Raw genomic sequence first — 20,598 nt, 5'->3', positions numbered from 1 at the left:
ACTTTGAAAAGGTACTTGCGGAAACCAATTGTGGTTTCCCTATATCCTTCTAAAGACGAAAATAGGTCGAAATATGTATGAAACCTCCTTAGAAAAACCTACAAAAATCCCTACAATCCTGTGTGGACATCCCTTATACTAATATTACAAACATAAAACTAAAAGAAATAATTACCATATAACCCTAGTCAAATTGTAATTCTTTTAATATATTTGTAATGTAACTTTTTTACTATAATAAACGACTAATGAAATGAACGGAGGGAAACTATGAATACCGTTTTTCAAGAGCTCTATGAAAACTATCACCAGGATGTTTATCAGTTCTTATTTTACATGGTGAACAACAAGGAGCAAGCGGAAGACCTCGTTCAAGAAGTTTATATAAAAGTTTTGCGTTCCTATGACCGTTTTGAAGGGAAAAGCAGCGAAAAGACCTGGCTGTTCTCTATTGCCAAACATGTTGCCATTGATTCCTTTCGCAAACAAAAAGGTTGGAAAAACAAACTACTTGAAACTTTTGACTGGAACAAGCAACAGGTCAGAGATTATGCTCCTCTCCCTGAAGAGATAGCAGTACAAAATGAACAAGTTCAACAAATGTACCGATGCTTGGATAAATGCAAAGTCGATCACCGACTAGTCCTTGTCCTGCGGTACATACAAGCCCTTTCTATTCAAGAAACAGCCCATATCCTTGGCTGGACGGAAAGTAAGGTGAAAACAACTCAACACAGAGCCTTAAAGGTCTTGAAGGCATATATGGAAGAACTTCAAGAGAAAGGAGGAAACAGCAATGCGTCATAATGATGAAGACCAAATGGAAAAGCTATTGAGGCAAATGCCCAAAATGAGAGATGATCGTGATTCTAAACAAATATATAGGGAAATACAACCGAAACTAGTGAATTCACCACGCCGTTCAAAGATGGTTCCTGCTTTTGCATTGGTTGCTGCTCTAATCATTTTTGCCCTGATGGCACCGATGTTTATTAATAACATGCAATTTGACATGAGTTTAAGCGGATCTGATGCGAATAGTGGCTCAGAAGAAAGTATGGATATGGCAACAATGAACTCAGATGAAACGTCAGATGATTCGGCGGCAGACACCAGCAGGAAAGCGCAAGAGGAAGAGAAAGAATCTTCATTAAAGGCGGAGGGGGAAGAGGAAATAAATTCTTTTGCTGCAGCGGAGATCAATACTGCAGAAGGAAAGAGTTTTGTTACATCTTCTTATAATGAAGAGCTAGAGTATGCCGTTACCATTGGGGTGTCCCTGATAGAGGCGGATCACCTTAACCATGGAGGGTCTACAACCCCATTGACAGTGATTGTTCCTCGTGGTGAAAATGACACATACGTAGATGCTCTTAATAAGGTGAGGGGGAAAATTGCATACGAGGAGTATGGAACTGTAACCCCGTTCATTAATGACAATGTAAAAATTTCAGAAGGGGACATAGGGTTAGCTAGTCCTATGCCAATACTAGATGTATCTGATATGGCTAAAGGCTTAGCATCTTATCAAGACATTCTTTTCACTAAAGAACTTAGTGATTCCTTCAGTACTAACTATACTCACATTTTGTTTAGTAACAATGGATCAACAAAAGGTGTGGAAATTGGCAATCATGTATATGATGGCCCGGTAGAGTTACAGACTAAAAACAAGAGGGCTTATTTCAAATATCATACAGGTAGCCTCCCTTTATTAGTACCTGGACATGAGCGTTTTAAATCAATAGGTGATGCTCTCACAGCAATGACAAATGCACCAGAACAAAGTGATGGCAGTAAGCTAGAGCCATCCATTCCAGAGACGGTAAAAGTGGCAGGGGTGCGGTTGGAAAGTGATGGTGCAATAGCTCGCATTAAGCTTACAGATAGCAGCATACTGGAGAATAACGACGAAACTATTTTTGCCCTTGAGGCAATGATGATGGTAGCAAAAGAATTTGGATTGAGGAGTGTGGTTTTTGAGTCCTCTCAGAATGGGGCTATTGGGAACATCACACTCAATGAAGAAGTTAGCGTTCCTTACTCCCCGAATCCAATTATATATAGTGAGTAATGTAAAAAGCGTGCGGAGATGTAGCACGCTTTTTTACTTTTTCGGATTCTCTCTGCGCCGGAATTGTTACTGGAAAAGCGAAAACGGTAATAGGGAAGTGGTCTCTGTGCCCGAATTGTAACTTGAGAAGCAGGAACGGTAACAGAGAGGTGGTCTTTGCGCCCGAAATTGTTACTTGAAAAGAAAAAACGGTAGTAGAGTAGAGGTCTCTCCGCCCGAAATTTCTCCAGAGAATCAAAAACGGTAGTAGAGAGGTGGTGTCTCCGCCCGAATCTCCTCCAGAGAATCAAAAACGGTAGTAGAGAGGGGGTCTCTCCACCCGAAACTCCTTCAGAAGAGGAGGGACGGTTAAAGAGAAGTGGGTAGGTCTCTCCGCCCGAAATTTCTCCAGAGAATCAAAAACGGTAGTAGAGAAGAGGTGTCTCCACCCAAAACTCCTCCAGAAGAGCAAAAACGGTAACAGAGAAGAGGTCTCTCCGCCCGAAATTCCTCCAGAGAATCAAAAACGGTAGTAGAGAAGTGCTCTCTCCACCCGAAACTCCTCCAGAAAAACAAAAGCGGTAGTAGAGAAGTGGTCTCTCCACCCGAAACTCCTCCGGAAGAGCAGGAACGGTTAAAGAGAAGTGGTAGGTATCTCCGCCCATCCCGAAATTCCTCCAGAAAAGCTAAATAGGTAACAGAGAAGTGCTCTCTCCGCCCAAAAATCCTCCAGAAAAACAAAAACGGTAAAAGAAAAGTCGCCTCTCCGCCCGAAACTCCTCCAAAAGAGCAAAAACGGTAACAGAGAAGTGCTCTCTCCACCCAAAACTCCTCCAGAAAAGCAAAAACGGTAACAGAGAAGTGCTCTCTCCACCCGAAACTCCTCCAGAAAAACAAAAACGGTAGCAGAGAAGTCCTCTCTCCACCCGAAACTCCTCCAGAAAAACAAAAACGGTAACAGAGAAGTGCTCTCTCCACCCAAAACTCCTCCAGAAAAACAAAAACGGTAAAAGAAAAGTCGCCTCTCCATCCGAAACTCCTCCAGAAAAGCAAAAACGGTAACAGAGAAGTGGCCTCTCCCCCAAAAAACCTCCAAAGATTCAAAAACGGCTATCTAAACGGCCATCCCCCTTAACTATATACATATTTAAAATCCTATCAGCAAATACTATCCTCATATATCGGTAGAATACCATTTCTCCCATTTAAAGGAGGGTACATATGTTCAGTATTATTGTTGGGCTAGTGCTGTTAATGTTACTAGCATACCTCGGCTGGTCCATCATTTGGATAGCTCCACTTGTTTCTGCTGTTGTAGCGTTGTTAAGTGGTTTGGATCTGTTACCTGCGTATACCCAAACGTATATGACGGGCTTTGTTGATTTTGCCAAACAGTGGTTTCCCGTATTTTTACTTGGGGCCATCTTTGGTAAGTTGATGGAAGACACAGGTGCAGCTCAAGCTGTTGCATTTAAAATCACTAAGTTGTTAGGAAAAAAGAGAGCCATACTTGGAGTATTAATCGCTGCAGCTGTACTGACATATGGGGGTGTGAGTTTGTTTGTTGTGGTGTTTGCCATTTATCCGCTCGCGATTGCGTTATTCAGGGAAGCGGATATTTCTAGAAAACTTCTTCCTGGTACCTTTGCTCTAGGAGCATTCACATTTACGATGACTGCTTTGCCAGGGACACCTCAAATTCAGAATCTAATTCCAATTCCCTACTTTAAATCAACGCCTTTATCAGCCCCTATTATGGGAATTGTAGCAGGTTTAATAATGGCTGTCGGGGGTTATTTCTATTTAAAGTGGAGGGAAGGAAGGTTAACCAAGTCTGGTGACACGTTTGATGAGCCAAAAGGCGGCCAAGAGGTAAAACAAATAAAAGAAGAAGAGTTGCCTAACTGGATTTTGTCCTTTCTACCATTATTAATTGTGGTAATCACACTCAATGGATTTAGATGGGATATCATCCCATCCCTGATTGTTGGAACATTGGCGATCATGCTATTCAATTTAAAGAAATACAAGTCATTTATTGGTGCCATAAATGGTGGTGCTTCTGGTTCAGTAATGGCCATCATTAATACGAGTGCTGCTGTAGGTTTTGGGGCAGTCGTAACAGCTGCTCCTGGTTTTGAAACATTAACGGATATTTTACTAGGGATAAAAGGGAACCCACTTATATCTGAGGCTTTGTCTGTTCAGTTAATGGCGATGATTACAGGTTCTGCCTCTGGAGGTATGGGTATCGCCTTGGAAGCTTTAGGAGATCAATATTATCAATTGGCGCAATCTACGGGGATGAATCCAGATGCCTTTCACCGTATCGCTGCCATTGCTTCAGGGGCCTCGATTTTACCTCATAATGGCGCTTTACTTACTCTTTTTGCTGTAACTGGTCTTACACACAAAGATTCCTATAAAGATATTGCAGTAGTAGCATTATTAATTCCTACTGTAGCTGTTGTGGTAGCCATTATTATGGCAAGCATTGGAATAATGTAAATTGAAATGGAGGATATAGGATGGTTGAGAATAAAGTTGTATTTATCACTGGGGCAGCACAAGGAATAGGCTATGAGATCGGAGAGCGTTTTGCTGAAAATGGAGCGAAAGTGGCTATTTCAGATATCAACGAAGAAGGAATTGAAAAAGCAGTTAAACAATTGAAAGACAAAGGACATCAAGTATATGGAGTTAAATGTGATGTGACAAACGAAGAAGAAATAAAGAGGGCATTGGACCAAACCTATGACCATTTTGGATCCGTAGATATCTTAATTAATAATGCAGGGATGCAACACGTTGCCCCGATAGAAGAGTTCTCTACGGAAAAATATGAGCTGTTGCTAAAAATAATGCTCATAGCACCATTTATGGCTACAAAACATGTCTTTCCTTTAATGAAAAAGAACGGATTTGGAAGGATTTTAAACATGGCTTCCATTAACGGATTAATTGGATTTGCTGGTAAAGCGGGGTATAACAGTGCGAAACATGGAGTAGTTGGTCTTACGAAAGTAGCTGCATTAGAAGGAGCGGAACATGGCATAACAGTGAATGCATTATGTCCTGGTTATGTAGATACGCCACTAGTTAGAAATCAGTTACAAGATCTTGCAAACACAAGAAATATTCCATTAGAAAAAGCGTTAGAATTGGTTATTTACCCGCTTGTTCCGCAGAAGCGTTTATTATCAGTAGATGAAATTGCCGACTATGCTTTGTTTTTAGCAAGTGATAAAGCAAAAGGTGTTACTGGCCAGGCTGTAGTCATGGATGGAGGATACACTGCACAATAGTATGAAGAGGTGAAAAAATGAAAAAGGAATCCAAAGAGAAGCGAATGGCACAGGAGGAAGAAGCCACAGCTACAAACATGAAACTTGAGCAGAAGTTCTATCATAACTCAGATCATCAGGACGGAAGCTTGTACAATCTGGGAGATAGTACTCCACTATTAAATGATGAGGAAAAAGGTGCTGATTAAGCATCTTTTTTCTTTGTGAATTTTTTGAAAATAGGTACCAACTTTCTTTGGATAAATAGTATAATTAGCAAAAAAGAAGAGAGGGGATATATTCTATGCTTACTGATTATCATAACCATCTGGAGCGAGGGACATTAACGCTGGATTACTTGAAACAATTTACGAAAGTAGCTCAACAAAAAGGCATTCACGAGTTTGGCATCTCAGAACATGCCTATCATTTCTATCAAACAAAGAATATCCTCAGTAATCCGTGGGTGGAAGAACGAAGATACTATGATATGGCAGACTATTATCAACTTTTTCAGCAAGCTTGGAATGAAGGAATCAATATAAAAATGTCTATAGAGATGGATTATACACCTGGCAAACACGCAGAGATGAAAAAGTTTATTGATACATACCCTTTTGACTATGTGATCGGTTCCATACATTGGGTAGAAGACTTTGGAATTGACTTGGCTGAGTTTCGTAAAGAATGGGATCGCCGTGATACCAATGAGGTATATACCAAATATTTTGATCAAGTTGTCACTTTAGCACAGTCAGATATGTTTGATATTATCGGACATCTAGATTTGGTCAAAATTTTCAAATATGTACCAAAGGATGAAGAGTTTCTATTGGAGCAATATGACCGAGCAGCTTCTGCACTTGCCAACTCAAAAACGTGTGTGGAAATTAGTACAGCCGGACTTCGGAAGCCTGTTGGGGAATTATATCCTGATAAACGGTTGTTGAAGATGTGTCATGATAAAGGGGTACCCATTGTGCTTTCCTCGGATGCTCATATCCCTGAACATGTAGGCGCGGATTATGACCAAGCTCTTCAACTTGCAAAAGAAGTAGGTTACAAAACAATTATGACCTTTAACCGAGGAGAACGCAGAGAAATGGAATTGGGTTAATCAATCCTCCCTTATGACAACAAGCAATCCCCTTACATATGTAAGGGGATTATCTTTCTGGTTATAATTCTAAAGTAATCGCAGAGGAGATATCGGGTATGAGAAGGATTTCATCTACAAGAACTTTGTCAAGCGGCTGGTCAAAAGAAAGCATCATAATGGCTTTACCGCCTTGTAGCATCCGGCCCACATGCATCGTCGCAATATTCGTTTCATGTTTACCGAATATGAGACCAAGTTGCCCTATTACACCAGGACGATCCGTATGTTGCACATAGAGCAAATGTCCGCTAGGTGCAAAGTCAATATCAAAACCGTTCATATGCACAATCCTTGCACCAAAACCTTCAATGAACGTCGCCCTTACTACTAGGTTAACATCTTTTCCACGAGCCTCAACTTGAATAATATTGGAGTATCCATAACTATCTGTTTGATGTTTTTCTCCATAACTAATTCCTCGTTCTTTTGCAATGGTAGCTGCATTCACTTCGTTGACAGTCGTATCGACACGATTTTTTAAAAACCCTGCTATTATACTTTTAGTCAAAATCGATGTTTCCCACTCCGTTATTACACCAGCGTAGGTTGCTGTAATTTCTTCCATTGGACTTTTAGCTGATTGTGAAAGAATAGATCCTACCGTTTTTCCAAGTTGATAAAAAGGTTGAATTTTTTTGTATATTTCTTTTGGAATGGTAGGCAAGTTAATGCTTGTGTTGACAGATTGGCCATTTAGATAGGCCAGTACATCCTTGGAAACTTGGAAAGCAACATTATATTGTGCTTCTTTGGTTGATGCGCCAAGATGAGGTGTCACAATTACATGCTCGTGCTGTACAAGGTCGTGATTGGTTGGTGGTTCCACTTCAAATACATCAAGAGCGGCACCAGCCACATGTCCTGTGTTTAAATGATGGAGCAACGCTTCTTCATCAATGATTCCACCACGGGCGCAGTTAACAAGATAAACACCTTTCTTTAAATGTGGGATATTTCCTTGATTAAATAGACCTTTCGTTTCTTTCGTGAGAGGTGTATGTACGGTAATGATATCTGATTGCTTCATCACCTCATCTAATGGTAAGGAGGTGACACTTAATTTCTCAGCCCGTGTGTCTGTTAAAAACGGATCATACACTACTACTTTCATTTGAAAAGCTTTTGCACGCTTGGCAATTTCACCGCCAATACGTCCAAATCCCACAATACCAAGGGTCTTACCAAATAGCTCTGTGCCAATAAACTTTTTTCTACTCCACTGGGAGCCTTTCACATTCATGTTTGCTTGGGGAATATGGCGCACTAATGAAGAAATCATGGCAAAAGTATGCTCTGCAGTGGATATCGTATTCCCGTCGGGTGCATTTATAACGACTATGCCTCTTTTTGTTGCAGCGGTTATATCAATATTGTCTACACCAACTCCGGCTCTGGCGACTACTTTGACATTGGAAAGGGAAGAGAGCAGGGCATCATCCACCCGAGTAGCACTGCGAACGAGTAGCGCATCGATGTCTTCTGGATTGTAGTTCTCTCCTTCACGGTCTTTCCGATATACTATTACATTTTCCGCTTCTAAGAGCGGGGTCAATCCGTCTGAACTTATAGAATCTGCAACGAGCACATGAAACATATATGCAATCCCTCCGAAAAATATAAAATTTCTGATAATTTATCATCTATAAGAGGGACTGTCAATAACTTTACAACAGGTCGAACCTATGTAAGCGCTTATTGTTGCAATATTCTTATAAAAAATGAATAACAGTTCATTACTCTTCCCTTTTTACTATTTTTTGAGTATAATAAACTCGTAAGTTAATAATATGATCTATCTTCGGGGCAGGGTGAAATTCCCGATCGGCGGTGATGAGAGTATCTCTCTAAGCCCGCGAGCCTTATTTTGGGGCAGGATTTGGTGCGATTCCAAAGCCGACAGTATAGTCTGGATGGGAGAAGATGGAGGTTCAAAGTTGTCGAAAATTTTTCTTTTTTCGATGCTTATTTCCTGATGCCTTCGTACTCCCGTTTGTACATTTGACAAACGGTTTTTTGCGTGGTCTGGTATCTTGAAATAAACACACATCTTTGAATTCTCTCTTTTCGTACGAGGTGGATCTCCATTTGAAAAGGAGAGAAGAAAAATGAATCAATCAAGACGCGTTAAAAAAATGGTAACAGTAGGGATGCTAAGTGGTATTTCGTATCTGCTTATGTGGCTAAGCTTTCCATTGCCTTTGTTGCCACCATTTCTATCGGTGGATTTCAGTGACATCCCAGCATTACTGGCAGCTATTATCTTTGGACCTGTTGCAGGTATCACAGTCGAAGCAATAAAGAATATCCTGCATTATATTGTACAAGGAAGCATGACAGGAGTTCCTGTAGGACAGTTGGCTAATTTTACTGCAGGTATCTTGTTTATATTGCCAACTTACTTCATCTTTAATAAAATTCGTTCAACAAAAGGATTAGGGTTAGGTTTGGTTGCTGGTACTGTTTCCATGGCATTAATCATGAGTGTACTCAACTACTATGTCTTTCTACCCGCATTCACTTATTTCCTTAATGTACCATCCGGGTCTTCTGCTCAGATGATTGAAGGAATCGTGAAAGGGATCCTTCCATTTAACATAATCAAAGGGTTAATTGTCGCTTTCTTGTTCTTATTATTATACAAGAAGCTTGCGATTTGGCTCGACCGTCAGTTAGAAGCAAAAAATGTCTAATTAAATACTCAATAAATAAAAGAAGCCCCATTCCATATCAGGAAGGGGGCTTCTTATCATTATTTACTATTCAAATTTTAATGCATCGCCATCGAATGGCTCATCAGCAATTTTAATTGAATCAGTTGGACAGCCTTCAAATGCGTCCATCATATCTTCTTCGAGTACATCTGGAATTTCTACAATTCCTTGGTTGTCATCAAGTGTTACGAATGCAATACCTTCATCATCGTAATCATAGATGTCTGGAGCTGCAGCGCCGCACGCTCCACATGCGATACAAGTATCTTTGTCAACAATCGTGTATTTTGCCATGAAAATAAACCTCCCAAATAGTAACTAGTCAATTAAAAAGATTTCCAATAATTAGATGGAAACCAATTCCTCATATTATATATTGTAAAACTGTTTTCCCAACTTTTCAATAGAAAACTCAATGAGAATGCTTATCACACAAGGGTTTTGAAACATATTGTTAGATTACCCGACGAAAAGAGGTGATAAACATGTCATCCTTTACAAAATTTTGATAAAATGTCTGTAGGGGAAGAAAGGTGTAGAAATTTGATGAATTCATTCGAATATTTATGTCTGAAATGTCTTCATTCTTTTAGAGGAGAACGGAGCATTTCAGCGATATACCATTTATTTAGAGGGAAGAAATCTTCTCAAACTATACAGGATGCCAATATCTTCGCATTGGTTAATGTATATGGACTTTTTCCCGATTTAAACAGAACTTTCCTTCAACAATCCATACATGTACTACAAAACCAAAAACTGATACATGAAATACATAACGAGCATTTTGAACTTACGCAAAAAGGGAAAATACAGTTGTCCAATGACGACAAGCTTTTTTATTTAGCTCCCTATTTAAATGGATATGCATACAAAGATAAAAGTTTGACATTTTGGAAGAGGTATTCACTGCTTGTTCAAACGTTGTCTAATTTGGCAGGAAAAGAAAGTACTTTTATCCCTATCCAGTATGATGATCATGTCCAGAGTTGGGTAAAAAATTATTTGATTGGTCAAAGAGGCATTTCGAAGAAGCGATTGTTAAAAGAAATATTTAATGAAACAAACGGTTTGCTAACTCAGTTGCCTGCTAATCAAGCAACTGTCTTTGCACTCAAACTAACGGGTTATCGCCATGCAGGAAGTACAGATGAGCAAATTTCCAGAACCTTAAAAAAAGACATTACATGGATTCAGGTAGAATTTCAATCAGCTCTTCACTTTATTATTCAACGTTTAGACCAAAAAGGTGCTGCTTCAACATACAAACATCTCTTTGTTATATGTCGTGATTTGCTGGAGAGACCGCTTCTTACGGAAACGACACAAAAAAGTTTGAAGCTGCTTCATCAAGGACTGAATCTAGTGGAGATTGCTAATATTAGGAGATTGAAGCAAAGTACCATTGAAGATCACATTGTAGAGATTGCCATGCATATAAAAGACTTTTCCATTACTCCTTATGTAAAAGAGGACGATGTTCAAGCAATCAAAGTTGTTATTAACAATATGCAAACACATCAGCTTAGAAAAATAAAAGAGAAGTTGAACAATTCTCATATCAGCTATTTTCAAATAAGGTTAGTGCTTACAAGGATGGGGGATAGCGATGAATCTAGACAACCTGCTGGAAGTTAAAACAGGCTTTTCTTCTTTTAGACCGGGACAAAAGGAAATTATCCAGGATATCCTATTAAAAAAAGACGTTATTGCTTTACTTCCTACAGGAGGGGGGAAATCTTTATGCTATCAACTGCCAGGTTATGCTCTTCCTGGCACTGTCGTCATTGTATCTCCCTTATTATCCCTAATGGAAGACCAGGTACAACAACTGAGGTCAAGTGGAGAAAAAAGTGTTGTCGCATTAAATTCGTTTTTAACTTTCTCTGAAAAGGAAAAGCTGTTGTCCATCGACTTGAATTCTTATAAATACCTTTTTATTTCACCTGAAATGCTTCAGGTAGATAAATGGATCAAGAAACTTCAGACAGTTCGTATTGACTTGTTTGTAGTAGATGAAGCGCATTGTGTATCTCAATGGGGTCACGACTTTCGGACAGATTATCTAAAATTGGGAATGGTTAAGAAATTGCTTGGGGAGCCACCAACTTTGGCTCTTACAGCTACAGCCACTAAAGCCGTCATTCAAGACATTCAAACATTTTTAAGTATGTCAAATCCTGCTTTTCATATTAATTCATTGGACAGGCCAAACATAGCTTTGAAAGTAGAAGAGGTTATTAATAATCAAGAAAAGAAGGAAAGACTCTTGGAATTGGTGACTTCCCTGCAACCACCTGGTATTATCTATTTTTCAAGCAGAAGCAAAACGGAAGAGCTATATGCCTACTTAATAGAAAATGGAATAAAAAAAATCGCGTATTATCATGCCGGCTTAACACAAGAACAACGGATTTTAATCCAACAACAGTTCTTGATGGACCAGATAGATATTATCTGCTGCACTAGTGCTTTTGGAATGGGCATCAATAAAAGTAATGTTCGATATGTTCTTCACTACCATCAGCCAACTCAGATGGAGTCTTATGTGCAAGAAATTGGTCGTGCAGGTAGAGGGGGAAACCAAAGTATTGCGCTAATGCTGAAAAGTAAAGAAGATGCGATGTTACCAGAATTTATCATTAGTAATGAATTACCGGACCCGCAGTGGGTGGCATTTATCCTTCATAGCCTAGTGAAAAAGTATGGTGAAATGGAATCTTTATCAAAGCAACAAATGAAAGTTTGGATAGAAGAATACCCAGAGCAAGAGTCCCATTGGAGGTATCTCTTTTTTCAACTAAATGAGTTCTTTAAAAGACACGGTAAACTGAATGTAACAACCCTTGAACAATGCATGGACGAGATACAAAGCAGAATTGAAAAGCGAACCTCCATGAAACGTTCCAAGCTTGAGGAATTTAATAAATGGACGATTACATCTGTTTGCAGGAGAAAAGAATTACTTCTATACTTCGATGAAAAAATGTCTAAACCTATGGAACAATGCTGTGATAACTGTGGATTGAATATGGATGTTTATCGTAACGAATTAATGAGTACACCAAAGAATAATTTTGAGGAACCTGCAAGCTGGGAGAAGGTTCTGAAAAAAATATTTTGGCAGGAAGATGCGAATTGAAAAACAGACAAGCAGAAATTATTAAACATATGAATGCAAGAGAGCTTTTATATCATCTTTATCTTTCTCAGATTGTTTTTTTCGTTATCGGACTCATACTAGCTTTCTTGTTGTTTAACAGTATCCAATCCATTACACAAATATTTGCATGGCAGCCCATCGATATCTTTGTTATTGGGACAGTTATCGCACTTGTTGTCGTAGTTGTTGATCTTGTACTCATGAAGTTGGTACCCAAAAGGCTTTTAGATGACGGCGGTATTAATGAAAAAATGTTTCAGACAAGGTCATTGCCGCACATTATTTTTTTAGCATTCATTATAGCCTTTGCAGAAGAATTCCTTTTTCGAGGAGTTATTCAAACTCATTTTGGTATTTGGGTTGCCAGTATTTTATTTGCAGTACTTCACATCAGGTACCTACATAAATGGGTATTGTTCATTTTGGTCGTTACAATCAGTTTTATCCTGGGATACACCTATGAAGTCACAGGCAGTTTATGGGTTACTATTTGGGCCCATTTTCTAATTGATTTATTGCTCGCCTATAAAATAAGAGCAGACTATATAAAAAATAATAAGACGGGAGTGGAGAGAGATGGAGACCAATAAAGGTTTAGATCAGGCAGACGGTTTACGGGAAGAAGTACAAAAAGAAGCAAATAAACTTCCATCTAGAAGTGAACTTCACGCACAAAAAAGAAGCAAGAGAACAAAATGGAAAGTAAATTTTCCGTTTGTCAGGCTAATAGGTGTATTGTTTTTGTTGATTCCTATCAGTATTATGGCCATCCATTTCAATAATCAGGAAACTAATTTTCTAGACAAAATGTTTACACCTGCAGTTAAAAACGTGGAGCAAATCTCCATTCCTACAAATGTTTCTGCAAGTGCTGTAGATCCAACAGATAAGGAAGAGGAGAAGGACCCAGTAGATGTTGAGAAGATGTCTACTCAAGAAAAAGATTCAAATGAAAGTACAAATCAAGGAAATGATGCAGTAGGCTCTGGAAAAACCGCGAATAATAAAGAGAATCAAAGTTCTACTAATCAAACAGTATCAACTCCTGAGTCAAAACCGGAAACAAAAGAGAAAGATGTAAAGGAAGAGGAACCTTCAAATGTGACATATGTGGAGCATGTTGTGCAAGAAAGTGAAACACTTTACCGCATTTCCATGAAATATTTCAGCAGCAGAGATGGAGAAAGGATCATCAGTGACCACAATAATCTTGTAAACGACCAAGTAATTGTCGGTCAAAAGCTTCTCATTCCTATAAATAGATAACATTAAGCCAAAGTAAACAGAACATAATACCGTTGATTTCTGTTCAGGGCGCTTCGCTTGCCTGCGGGTGGTCCGTGAGCCTCCTCACAACGTTTCAGGGGTCTCACCTGTCCCTTCCTCCCGCGGGCGTCTGCGCGCCTTCCACTCCAATCAACAAGGTGATATTATTCACCAGAGGGATTGTGTTACGTTATTTAACTTGGTTAATTGATAAAGCGTTAAAGCATTTATGTTAAGTTTTCTTGATTTTCAGCTGTGTATGGGAGCAAATGGCAGAGACTGGCGAAAGGAACAGCGGTGATTAACCAATAACTAAAAATTTTAGCTTCTAAAGACCGGGTGGTAGTTCTGCTCGGTTTGTTTTTTTCTATTTGCCCCAAATCTCTCCATTAGTAAATCATAGAGTGGATGTGTCTTGCATAGTTTTTTAGTAGGACAGGTTGGAAAGAGGGGATGATATTGGAACATGCTATAAAGTCGCTAAATCACCATACTGACGAAGCAACAAAACAAACACTACAACTCTTAGTAGACAAAAAGCGTAAACAAGATACATTTAAAAAGCGGGAGTGGAGATGGAGAATTTCCTGTTGCATTACGTTGGGGCTGTTTTTAACATATATTTATTTTTTTATTTTTAAACAGTTTTCTTCTTCTTCAGCTAGCATTTCCTACTTCTTTGATCGTTCCATTCATTTTTGGATTGTCATGTTTATTGCCTATCAAATCGGGATGATTAAGTACCTACTATATAAAAAAGATAAAGCAGAAAAGGAATACCATGACCTCAGAAAGGAAATGGTGAAACGTAGTGATGATTACTGGTCGAAACCTGCCGATTGGAAGCAAAGACATCACGTATTTGATCTCATGAAAAAAGAGTTTGATATAAATTTATATCATGAGACCAAGTGAGTATCATGCACTTTCCCATAATTATGATATAGTGGATGTACAAACATGTGTAAAAGGGGAACTTCGATATGATATGGATTCTACTTGGAGTGGTAACTCTTTTTGGAGTATCACTTCTTTTTTATATGTACAAGCAAGCAATGCAAGAAAATATTTTGGAGCAAACGCTAGCTTTTCCAGATTTTCCGAAAAGCTTTGGCAAAATTAGAATCTTTTTTATCTCTGACATCCATAAACGAAAAATTAATTCTCAATTCATTGATAAGATTAAAAACATTGATGTGGTTATTATAGGTGGTGATTTAACGGAGAAGAAGGTACCTTTACAACAAGTTTCTGATAATATCAAGCAACTAAAGAGACTTGGCATTGTTTTTTTTGCATGGGGAAATAATGATTATGAGGTTGATTATCATGAACTAGACTCCCTTCTTCTTCAACACGAAGTGAAAATACTTGATAACTCGAGCTATTTATTTGAAAGTGAAGATGGAGACAAGCTTGAATTAGTTGGTGTAGATGATATGGTTCACGAACGGGACGAGCTTGAAACCGCGTTAGAAGTAACAAATAAAGACAGTTTCAAAATCTTGGTCAGTCATGAACCTGAGATAGTCGATAAATTTACAGATGAGGAAAAAATCAGCCTAGTTTTAAGTGGGCATACTCACGGAGGGCAAATTAGGATTTTTGGTTTCGGTCCTCATGAAAGAGGTAGATTAACGCACCTTCCTCATACAACACAGTTAATTAGTAATGGCTTTGGGACATCCTTGGTCCCATTAAGACTAGGTGCTCCACCTGAAACACATATATTGACCATTACAACTAGAGCGGAGGCCTGATTATCAGGTGCCGCTCTTTTTTCTTTGTCAGCCTATTCAAAACCTATACAAAGTTTACACAACAACATTCGTGCTATATAATGCAAGTAATGATTTTGCAAAGAGAGAAAGGGATCTGTATGGCAAATAACGAAGGTAAATATAATATTAAGGCAGCATCCAAAATGCTGGGTATCCAACCGGGTACATTACGGGCATGGGAAAGAAGATATCAGATAATAGCGCCCGTAAGGAACGAATCTGGGCATCGCTTATACACGGAAGAGCATATTAAAATACTCAAATGGTTAATACAGAGGGTAAATAAAGGGTTTACCATCAGTCAAGCGGTTTCACTATTTGAAAAAAACACGCAGGCTCTTTTGGAAACAGATTCCCCACATCATACGGATCAAGGAGATTTATCTACTGATTTGCTAAACCAGTTGCTAGAAGCTCTATTAGAATTTAATGAAGGCCAAGCGCACGAGTTAATGGATAGAATATTTAGCTTATATTCTGTAGAAAAAGTTTTGATAGATATTTTGGGAACCCTGCTCGTGAAGGTTGGTGACATGTGGGAACATGATGAAATATCAAGCGCCCATGAACACTTTGCTACTGCATTTTTACGTTCTCGAATTGGAATGATTCTTCATGGATTACCTGTTAATGGGTTCTTGCCTAAAACCGTTTCAGTGTGCGGACCAGGAGAATGGCATGAACTTGGTTTATTAATCTATACATTGTTTGTACGTAGAAAAGGATTTGAAACAATATATTTAGGTACGAGTATTGTTGATGATGATATACATGTTGTTCTAAAAGAAGTACAGCCTAAGTTTTTATTTCTATCATGCACACTCTCCATCAATCTGCCAAAAACATTAGAGCTAGTGACATCACTTAAAGAACAATATCCGGATCTGATTATTGGTTTGGGTGGTACAGCAGTAGATAAAATCCCTGAAAATAAAAAAAGCCAATTTAATGAACATTTAATAGGAAAATCAATGAAAGAATGGGAAGATTGGCTGAGAGTAAGAATGAACTGATTTCATCCCCAACAATAACAATTACTCACGAACCAACTTACACCTTTTATCATAAAATGTAAGAAGTTCACTGGTGTTAAAGGTTGGGAGGAGTCTTTCATGCGGCTGGAACGTTTAAACTACAACAAGATAAAGATATTCCTCACATTTGATGACTTGGAAGACCGCGGGTTAACAAAAGAGGATCTATGGAAGGATTCGCAAAAGGTTCATCAGCTGTTTCGAGACATGATTGATGAAGCTAGTGCGGAGTTGGGTTTTGAAGTGAGCGGATCATTGAATGTAGAAGTATATGCTCTTCAAGCTCAAGGAATGGTGGTTATCGTAACATCAACAGAACATGAGGAAATAGAAGAAGAGTTCAATGATGATTATATAGAAATGCAAGTGACAGTAGATGAATGCCAAGAGCTGTTTTATGTGTTTCAATCGTTCGACCACTTAATTGACTTAGCCAAAAGGCTTCAGGGCCTCAAGATAAATGGCGGTACCATTTATTGTCATGAGCAAATGTTCTATCTTCTTCTTATGGACGAAGAAGTTGATGCTGAATTGAATATTGACACCATAATCGCACTATTGTCTGAATACGGCACACCGTCGACCATGACAATACATCGAGTTGAAGAATATGGCAAAATAATTATGAAACATTCCGCTATCCAGCAAATTAATACGTATTTTAAATAGAAGACAGCCTATCCTACATATATAAATTTGTAGTGTAGGCTGTAAGTATTTTCAGATATTTCTTACGTTTTGTAATCGGTTACAATTTTTTAATAAAAGTTTATTTTCTATCTTTGCATAAGTTAAAGTAAGGTGTATACTATGTCATGAAGATGGACTTTTTTCAATCTTATTATGTGAGACAATCTAGGAGGTTTACTTATGGTAGCCGAGAAAAGCAATGATAAAAAAAGTACTAATGAAGATAAGTTAGATGTATTAAAATCGACACAAGTTGTTATACATAAAGCGTTAGAGAGGCTAGGCTATCCCGAAGAAGTTTATGAACTACTAAAAGAACCTATGCGTATGCTTACGGTAAAAATCCCTGTTCGGATGGATGACGGATCAGTAAAGATCTTTACTGGATATCGCGCACAACATAATGATGCAGTTGGACCAACTAAAGGTGGAATCCGTTTTCACCCGAATGTCTCTGAAAAAGAAGTGAAAGCACTATCCATCTGGATGAGTTTGAAATGTGGTATTGTGGACCTTCCTTATGGTGGAGGTAAAGGCGGAATTGTCTGCGATCCCCGTGAGATGTCATTTAGAGAATTAGAAAGATTAAGCCGTGGTTACGTTCGTGCAATCAGTCAAATTGTAGGACCTACAAAAGATATTCCTGCTCCAGACGTCTTTACCAATTCTCAGATTATGGCATGGATGATGGATGAATATAGCAGAATAGATGAATTCAACTCACCTGGATTTATCACAGGAAAACCATTAGTGCTAGGCGGTTCCCACGGTCGTGAATCGGCTACTGCAAAAGGTGTTACCATCTGCATTCGTGAAGCAGCCAAGAAAAAAGGAATAAACATTGAAGGTGCTCGTGTTGTTGTCCAAGGATTTGGTAATGCAGGTAGTTATCTTTCCAAGTTCATGCATGACGCAGGAGCGAAGGTTGTAGGTATTTCTGATGCATACGGTGGGCTTTATGATCCAAATGGTCTGGACATTGACTATTTATTAGATCGTCGAGACAGTTTTGGAACGGTCACAAAACTTTTCAATAACACTATTACAAATAAGGAATTGCTTGAGCTTGAGTGTGATATTTTAGTTCCGGCAGCCATTGAAAACCAAATTACCGAAGAGAACGCCCACAATATCCGTGCTAAAATCGTTGTAGAAGCAGCCAATGGCCCTACTACGATTGAAGGTACGCAAATACTAACGGACCGTGGCATTCTGTTAGTTCCAGACGTACTTGCAAGTGCAGGCGGAGTGACGGTGTCTTACTTCGAATGGGTACAAAATAACCAAGGCTACTATTGGACAGAAGAAGAAGTAGAAGAAAAGCTTGAAAAAGTAATGGTTAGATCCTTTAATAATGTGTATGAAACTTCTCAAAGCCGTCGTGTAGATATGCGATTATCTGCTTATATGGTCGGTGCACGTAAAATGGCCGAAGCATCCCGCTTTAGAGGCTGGATTTAATATTTGCGTAAGCTTTCACAATCCCCTATCATATAATGATGGGGGATTTTCCAATTGAGTAAGTAAATGAAGAACCCTTGTTGATCGGAGTGGAAGACTCGAAGACTCCTCGAAAATGCTATCGCATTTTCTTCGTGCGATGTATCGCTGTCGAAGCCTTCCTTGTCCTAGGGGTGATTGCGGTAGCTTGAGACGCCGCAACGGAGCGAGGAGGCTCACGGACCGCCGCGGAAAGCGAAGAGCCTGCAACGGAGATCAACAAAGCTATAAAAGATCCCTTGAATTTAAGAATACGGAGTTGAACAACCGTGATAAACAGAGATGCCATCATTGTCGGCGGTGGTCCATGCGGACTGGCAGCAGCCATTGCACTTAAAGATGCAGGACTATCCCCGCTTGTCATAGAAAAAGGAAACATTGTTAATGCCATATACAACTACCCAACACACCAAACATTTTTTAGTTCAAGTGAGAAACTGGAAATAGGAGAAGTGCCATTTATTACGGAAAATAGAAAACCCGTCAGGATACAAGCACTGACTTACTATCGAGAAGTAGTAAAGAGAAAAGAAATTGAAGTGAATGCTTTTGAATTAGTAGAGCATGTGGAAAAAATGGAGGACGGTTCATTTATTGTACATACCTCTAAACAATCCTACTCTACAAAGTATGTAATCATTGCAACAGGCTATTATGATAATCACAATAAACTAGATGTGCCTGGAGCTGACTTAAATAAAGTGTCGCATTACTTTAAGGAGGGACACCCTTATTTCGATAAACATGTAGCTGTCATTGGAGGCAAGAACTCAAGTGTGGATGCTGCATTGGAATTAGTAAAAGCTGATGCACATGTAACCGTCATCTACCGAGGAGAGACGTATTCACCGAGTGTCAAACCTTGGATTCTTCCGGAATTTGACGCCTTAGTACGTAATGGCACCATCCGCATGGAGTTTGAGTCAAACGTGACTAGAATTACGGAGAAAGAGATTTCATTATCTAATAAAGCTGGTGAGGAGCAAACGTTATATAATGATCACGTGTTTGCTATGATTGGTTATCATCCAGATCATTCTTTCTTAACTAAGATGGGCGTAGGGATTGATGAAGAGACAGGACGTCCAACGTTTAACGAGGAAACAATGGAAACAAACATTTCTGGGATATTCATTGCAGGTGTTATTGCAGCAGGTAATAATGCAAACGAGATCTTTATCGAAAACGGACGTTTTCATGGCGGGATGATAGCGGAAAGTATTAAAAGGCGGTAGTAAGGTTTGGTATTTTTGGTTGAGGGTTTGATTTTGGGCTATCTAAGCCCCAAACAGCAACCAGGGTTCGTGAAACGGTAGGGGAGAGGGCGTCTCTTCGCCCGAAATGTGTGTGAGATCTTTAAAACGGTAGGAGATAGGGCGTCTCACCGCCCGAAATGCGTGTCAGATCTCGAAAACGGTAGGAGATAGGGCGTCTCTTCGCCCGAAATGCGTGTGAGATATTTAAAACGGTAGGAGATAGGGCGTCTCAACGCCCAAAATGCATGTCAGATCTCAAAAACGGTAGGAGATAGGGCGTCTCTTCGCCCGAAATGTGTGTGAGATCTCTGAAGCGGTAGGAGAGAGGGCGTCTCACCACCCGAAATGCATGTCAGATCTCGAAAACGGTAGGAGAGAGGGCATCTCTTCGCCCGAAATGCATGTCAGATCCCGAAAACGGTAGGAGATAGGGCGTCTCTTCGCCCGAAATGTGTGTGAGATCTCTGAAACGGTAGGAGAGAGGGCGTCTCTTCTCCCGAAATGCGTGTGAGATCTCTAAAACGGTAGGAGAGAGGCCGTCTCACCGCCCAAACCGGATGTCAGATCCCGAAAACGGTAGGAGAGAGGCCGTCTCACCGCCCGAAATGCATGTCAGATCCCGAAAACGGTAGGAGAGAGGCCGTCTCACCCCCAAAACCGGATGTCAGATCCCGAAAACGGTAGGAGAGAGGCCGTCTCAC

20 protein-coding genes and 1 riboswitch are annotated in these 20,598 nt (G+C 39.5%); of the genes, 17 read left to right on the top strand and 3 right to left on the bottom strand.

Features of this window, described 5'->3' with window-relative positions; translation table 11 throughout:
* Positions 1 to 270 precede the first annotated feature (270 nt).
* Complete coding sequence (sigX, locus tag AAV98_RS19065) at positions 271 to 807, top strand: RNA polymerase sigma factor SigX (protein WP_060667103.1); 537 nt, start codon at positions 271 to 273, stop codon at positions 805 to 807.
* The gene (locus tag AAV98_RS19060) at positions 797 to 2,074 is read left to right on the top strand and encodes a hypothetical protein (RefSeq protein WP_060667102.1); all 1,278 of its coding nucleotides are present in this window, start codon (positions 797 to 799) and stop codon (positions 2,072 to 2,074) included. The genes sigX and AAV98_RS19060 overlap by 11 nt, the downstream gene beginning before the upstream one ends.
* A gap of 348 nt (positions 2,075 to 2,422) precedes the next feature.
* Here the strand turns inward: AAV98_RS19060 and AAV98_RS20415 are convergent, their stop codons facing one another.
* Positions 2,423 to 3,031: a hypothetical protein gene (locus tag AAV98_RS20415; protein WP_156317864.1), complete on the bottom strand. Its 609-nt coding sequence runs from the start codon at positions 3,029 to 3,031 to the stop codon at positions 2,423 to 2,425.
* A 243-nt stretch (positions 3,032 to 3,274) separates the two neighbouring features.
* On the opposite strand from AAV98_RS20415, the gene AAV98_RS19050 reads away from it, so the two are divergent.
* The 4 genes from AAV98_RS19050 (at position 3,275) to AAV98_RS19040 (ending at position 6,454) form a co-directional block, all read left to right on the top strand.
* On the top strand, positions 3,275 to 4,561 hold the full coding sequence (locus AAV98_RS19050) for a GntP family permease (RefSeq protein ID WP_060667100.1): 1,287 nt from the start codon (positions 3,275 to 3,277) through the stop codon (positions 4,559 to 4,561).
* 20 nt (positions 4,562 to 4,581) lie between these two features.
* On the top strand, positions 4,582 to 5,358 hold the full coding sequence (locus AAV98_RS19045) for a 3-hydroxybutyrate dehydrogenase (RefSeq protein ID WP_060667099.1): 777 nt from the start codon (positions 4,582 to 4,584) through the stop codon (positions 5,356 to 5,358).
* Positions 5,359 to 5,375: 17 nt separating this feature from the next.
* Positions 5,376 to 5,546, top strand: coding sequence for a hypothetical protein (locus tag AAV98_RS20410; protein WP_156317863.1), 171 nt, complete (start codon positions 5,376 to 5,378; stop codon positions 5,544 to 5,546).
* Positions 5,547 to 5,641: 95 nt separating this feature from the next.
* Positions 5,642 to 6,454 (top strand): histidinol-phosphatase, encoded by an 813-nt coding sequence (locus tag AAV98_RS19040; protein WP_060667098.1) that lies wholly within the window; start codon positions 5,642 to 5,644, stop codon positions 6,452 to 6,454.
* Between the two features lie 61 nt (positions 6,455 to 6,515).
* Here AAV98_RS19040 and serA read toward each other — a convergent pair whose 3' ends face one another.
* Entirely contained in the window at positions 6,516 to 8,090 is a 1,575-nt protein-coding gene (serA, locus tag AAV98_RS19035; RefSeq protein ID WP_060667097.1) for a phosphoglycerate dehydrogenase, read from the bottom strand.
* Positions 8,091 to 8,286: 196 nt separating this feature from the next.
* A riboswitch (FMN riboswitch) is annotated at positions 8,287 to 8,422 on the top strand.
* A 179-nt stretch (positions 8,423 to 8,601) separates the two neighbouring features.
* Here serA and AAV98_RS19030 point away from each other — a divergent pair.
* Positions 8,602 to 9,186: an ECF transporter S component gene (locus AAV98_RS19030; protein ID WP_060667096.1), complete on the top strand. Its 585-nt coding sequence runs from the start codon at positions 8,602 to 8,604 to the stop codon at positions 9,184 to 9,186.
* A gap of 66 nt (positions 9,187 to 9,252) precedes the next feature.
* Here AAV98_RS19030 and AAV98_RS19025 read toward each other — a convergent pair whose 3' ends face one another.
* Positions 9,253 to 9,501: a ferredoxin gene (locus tag AAV98_RS19025; protein WP_010194489.1), complete on the bottom strand. Its 249-nt coding sequence runs from the start codon at positions 9,499 to 9,501 to the stop codon at positions 9,253 to 9,255.
* A 252-nt stretch (positions 9,502 to 9,753) separates the two neighbouring features.
* Between AAV98_RS19025 and AAV98_RS19020 the strand changes: the two genes are divergently transcribed.
* From AAV98_RS19020 to AAV98_RS18975, 10 genes are all read left to right on the top strand, one after another.
* A complete protein-coding gene (locus AAV98_RS19020) occupies positions 9,754 to 10,845 on the top strand; it encodes a helix-turn-helix domain-containing protein (protein ID WP_060667095.1) in 1,092 nt (363 codons plus the stop codon).
* Positions 10,817 to 12,349: a RecQ family ATP-dependent DNA helicase gene (locus AAV98_RS19015; RefSeq protein ID WP_060667094.1), complete on the top strand. Its 1,533-nt coding sequence runs from the start codon at positions 10,817 to 10,819 to the stop codon at positions 12,347 to 12,349. Before AAV98_RS19020 ends, AAV98_RS19015 begins: the two co-directional genes overlap by 29 nt.
* A complete protein-coding gene (locus AAV98_RS19010) occupies positions 12,346 to 12,960 on the top strand; it encodes a CPBP family intramembrane glutamic endopeptidase (protein WP_060667093.1) in 615 nt (204 codons plus the stop codon). The genes AAV98_RS19015 and AAV98_RS19010 overlap by 4 nt, the downstream gene beginning before the upstream one ends.
* On the top strand, positions 12,947 to 13,636 hold the full coding sequence (locus AAV98_RS19005) for a LysM peptidoglycan-binding domain-containing protein (protein ID WP_060667092.1): 690 nt from the start codon (positions 12,947 to 12,949) through the stop codon (positions 13,634 to 13,636). The genes AAV98_RS19010 and AAV98_RS19005 overlap by 14 nt, the downstream gene beginning before the upstream one ends.
* A gap of 459 nt (positions 13,637 to 14,095) precedes the next feature.
* Entirely contained in the window at positions 14,096 to 14,551 is a 456-nt protein-coding gene (locus AAV98_RS19000; protein ID WP_060667091.1) for a DUF2663 family protein, read from the top strand.
* 68 nt (positions 14,552 to 14,619) lie between these two features.
* Entirely contained in the window at positions 14,620 to 15,396 is a 777-nt protein-coding gene (locus AAV98_RS18995; RefSeq protein ID WP_060667090.1) for a metallophosphoesterase, read from the top strand.
* A 119-nt stretch (positions 15,397 to 15,515) separates the two neighbouring features.
* Complete coding sequence (locus tag AAV98_RS18990) at positions 15,516 to 16,430, top strand: MerR family transcriptional regulator (protein ID WP_060667089.1); 915 nt, start codon at positions 15,516 to 15,518, stop codon at positions 16,428 to 16,430.
* A 99-nt stretch (positions 16,431 to 16,529) separates the two neighbouring features.
* Positions 16,530 to 17,120 carry a genetic competence negative regulator gene (locus AAV98_RS18985; protein WP_060667088.1) on the top strand — a complete coding sequence of 197 codons (591 nt, stop codon included), beginning with the start codon at positions 16,530 to 16,532 and terminating at the stop codon, positions 17,118 to 17,120.
* A 201-nt stretch (positions 17,121 to 17,321) separates the two neighbouring features.
* Positions 17,322 to 18,602, top strand: coding sequence for a Glu/Leu/Phe/Val family dehydrogenase (locus AAV98_RS18980; RefSeq protein ID WP_060667087.1), 1,281 nt, complete (start codon positions 17,322 to 17,324; stop codon positions 18,600 to 18,602).
* Between the two features lie 308 nt (positions 18,603 to 18,910).
* Positions 18,911 to 19,876, top strand: a complete 966-nt coding sequence (locus AAV98_RS18975; protein WP_060667086.1) for a YpdA family putative bacillithiol disulfide reductase — start codon at positions 18,911 to 18,913, stop codon at positions 19,874 to 19,876.
* Positions 19,877 to 20,598 lie beyond the last annotated feature (722 nt).

The sequence above is a fragment of the Bacillus sp. CHD6a genome (assembly GCF_001293645.1).
In the GTDB taxonomy this organism is placed as follows: Bacteria; Bacillota; Bacilli; order Bacillales; family Bacillaceae_I; genus Sutcliffiella_A.
The sequence above is the reverse complement of the archived record's forward strand: the minus strand, read 5'-3'. Positions and strand labels throughout refer to the sequence as shown.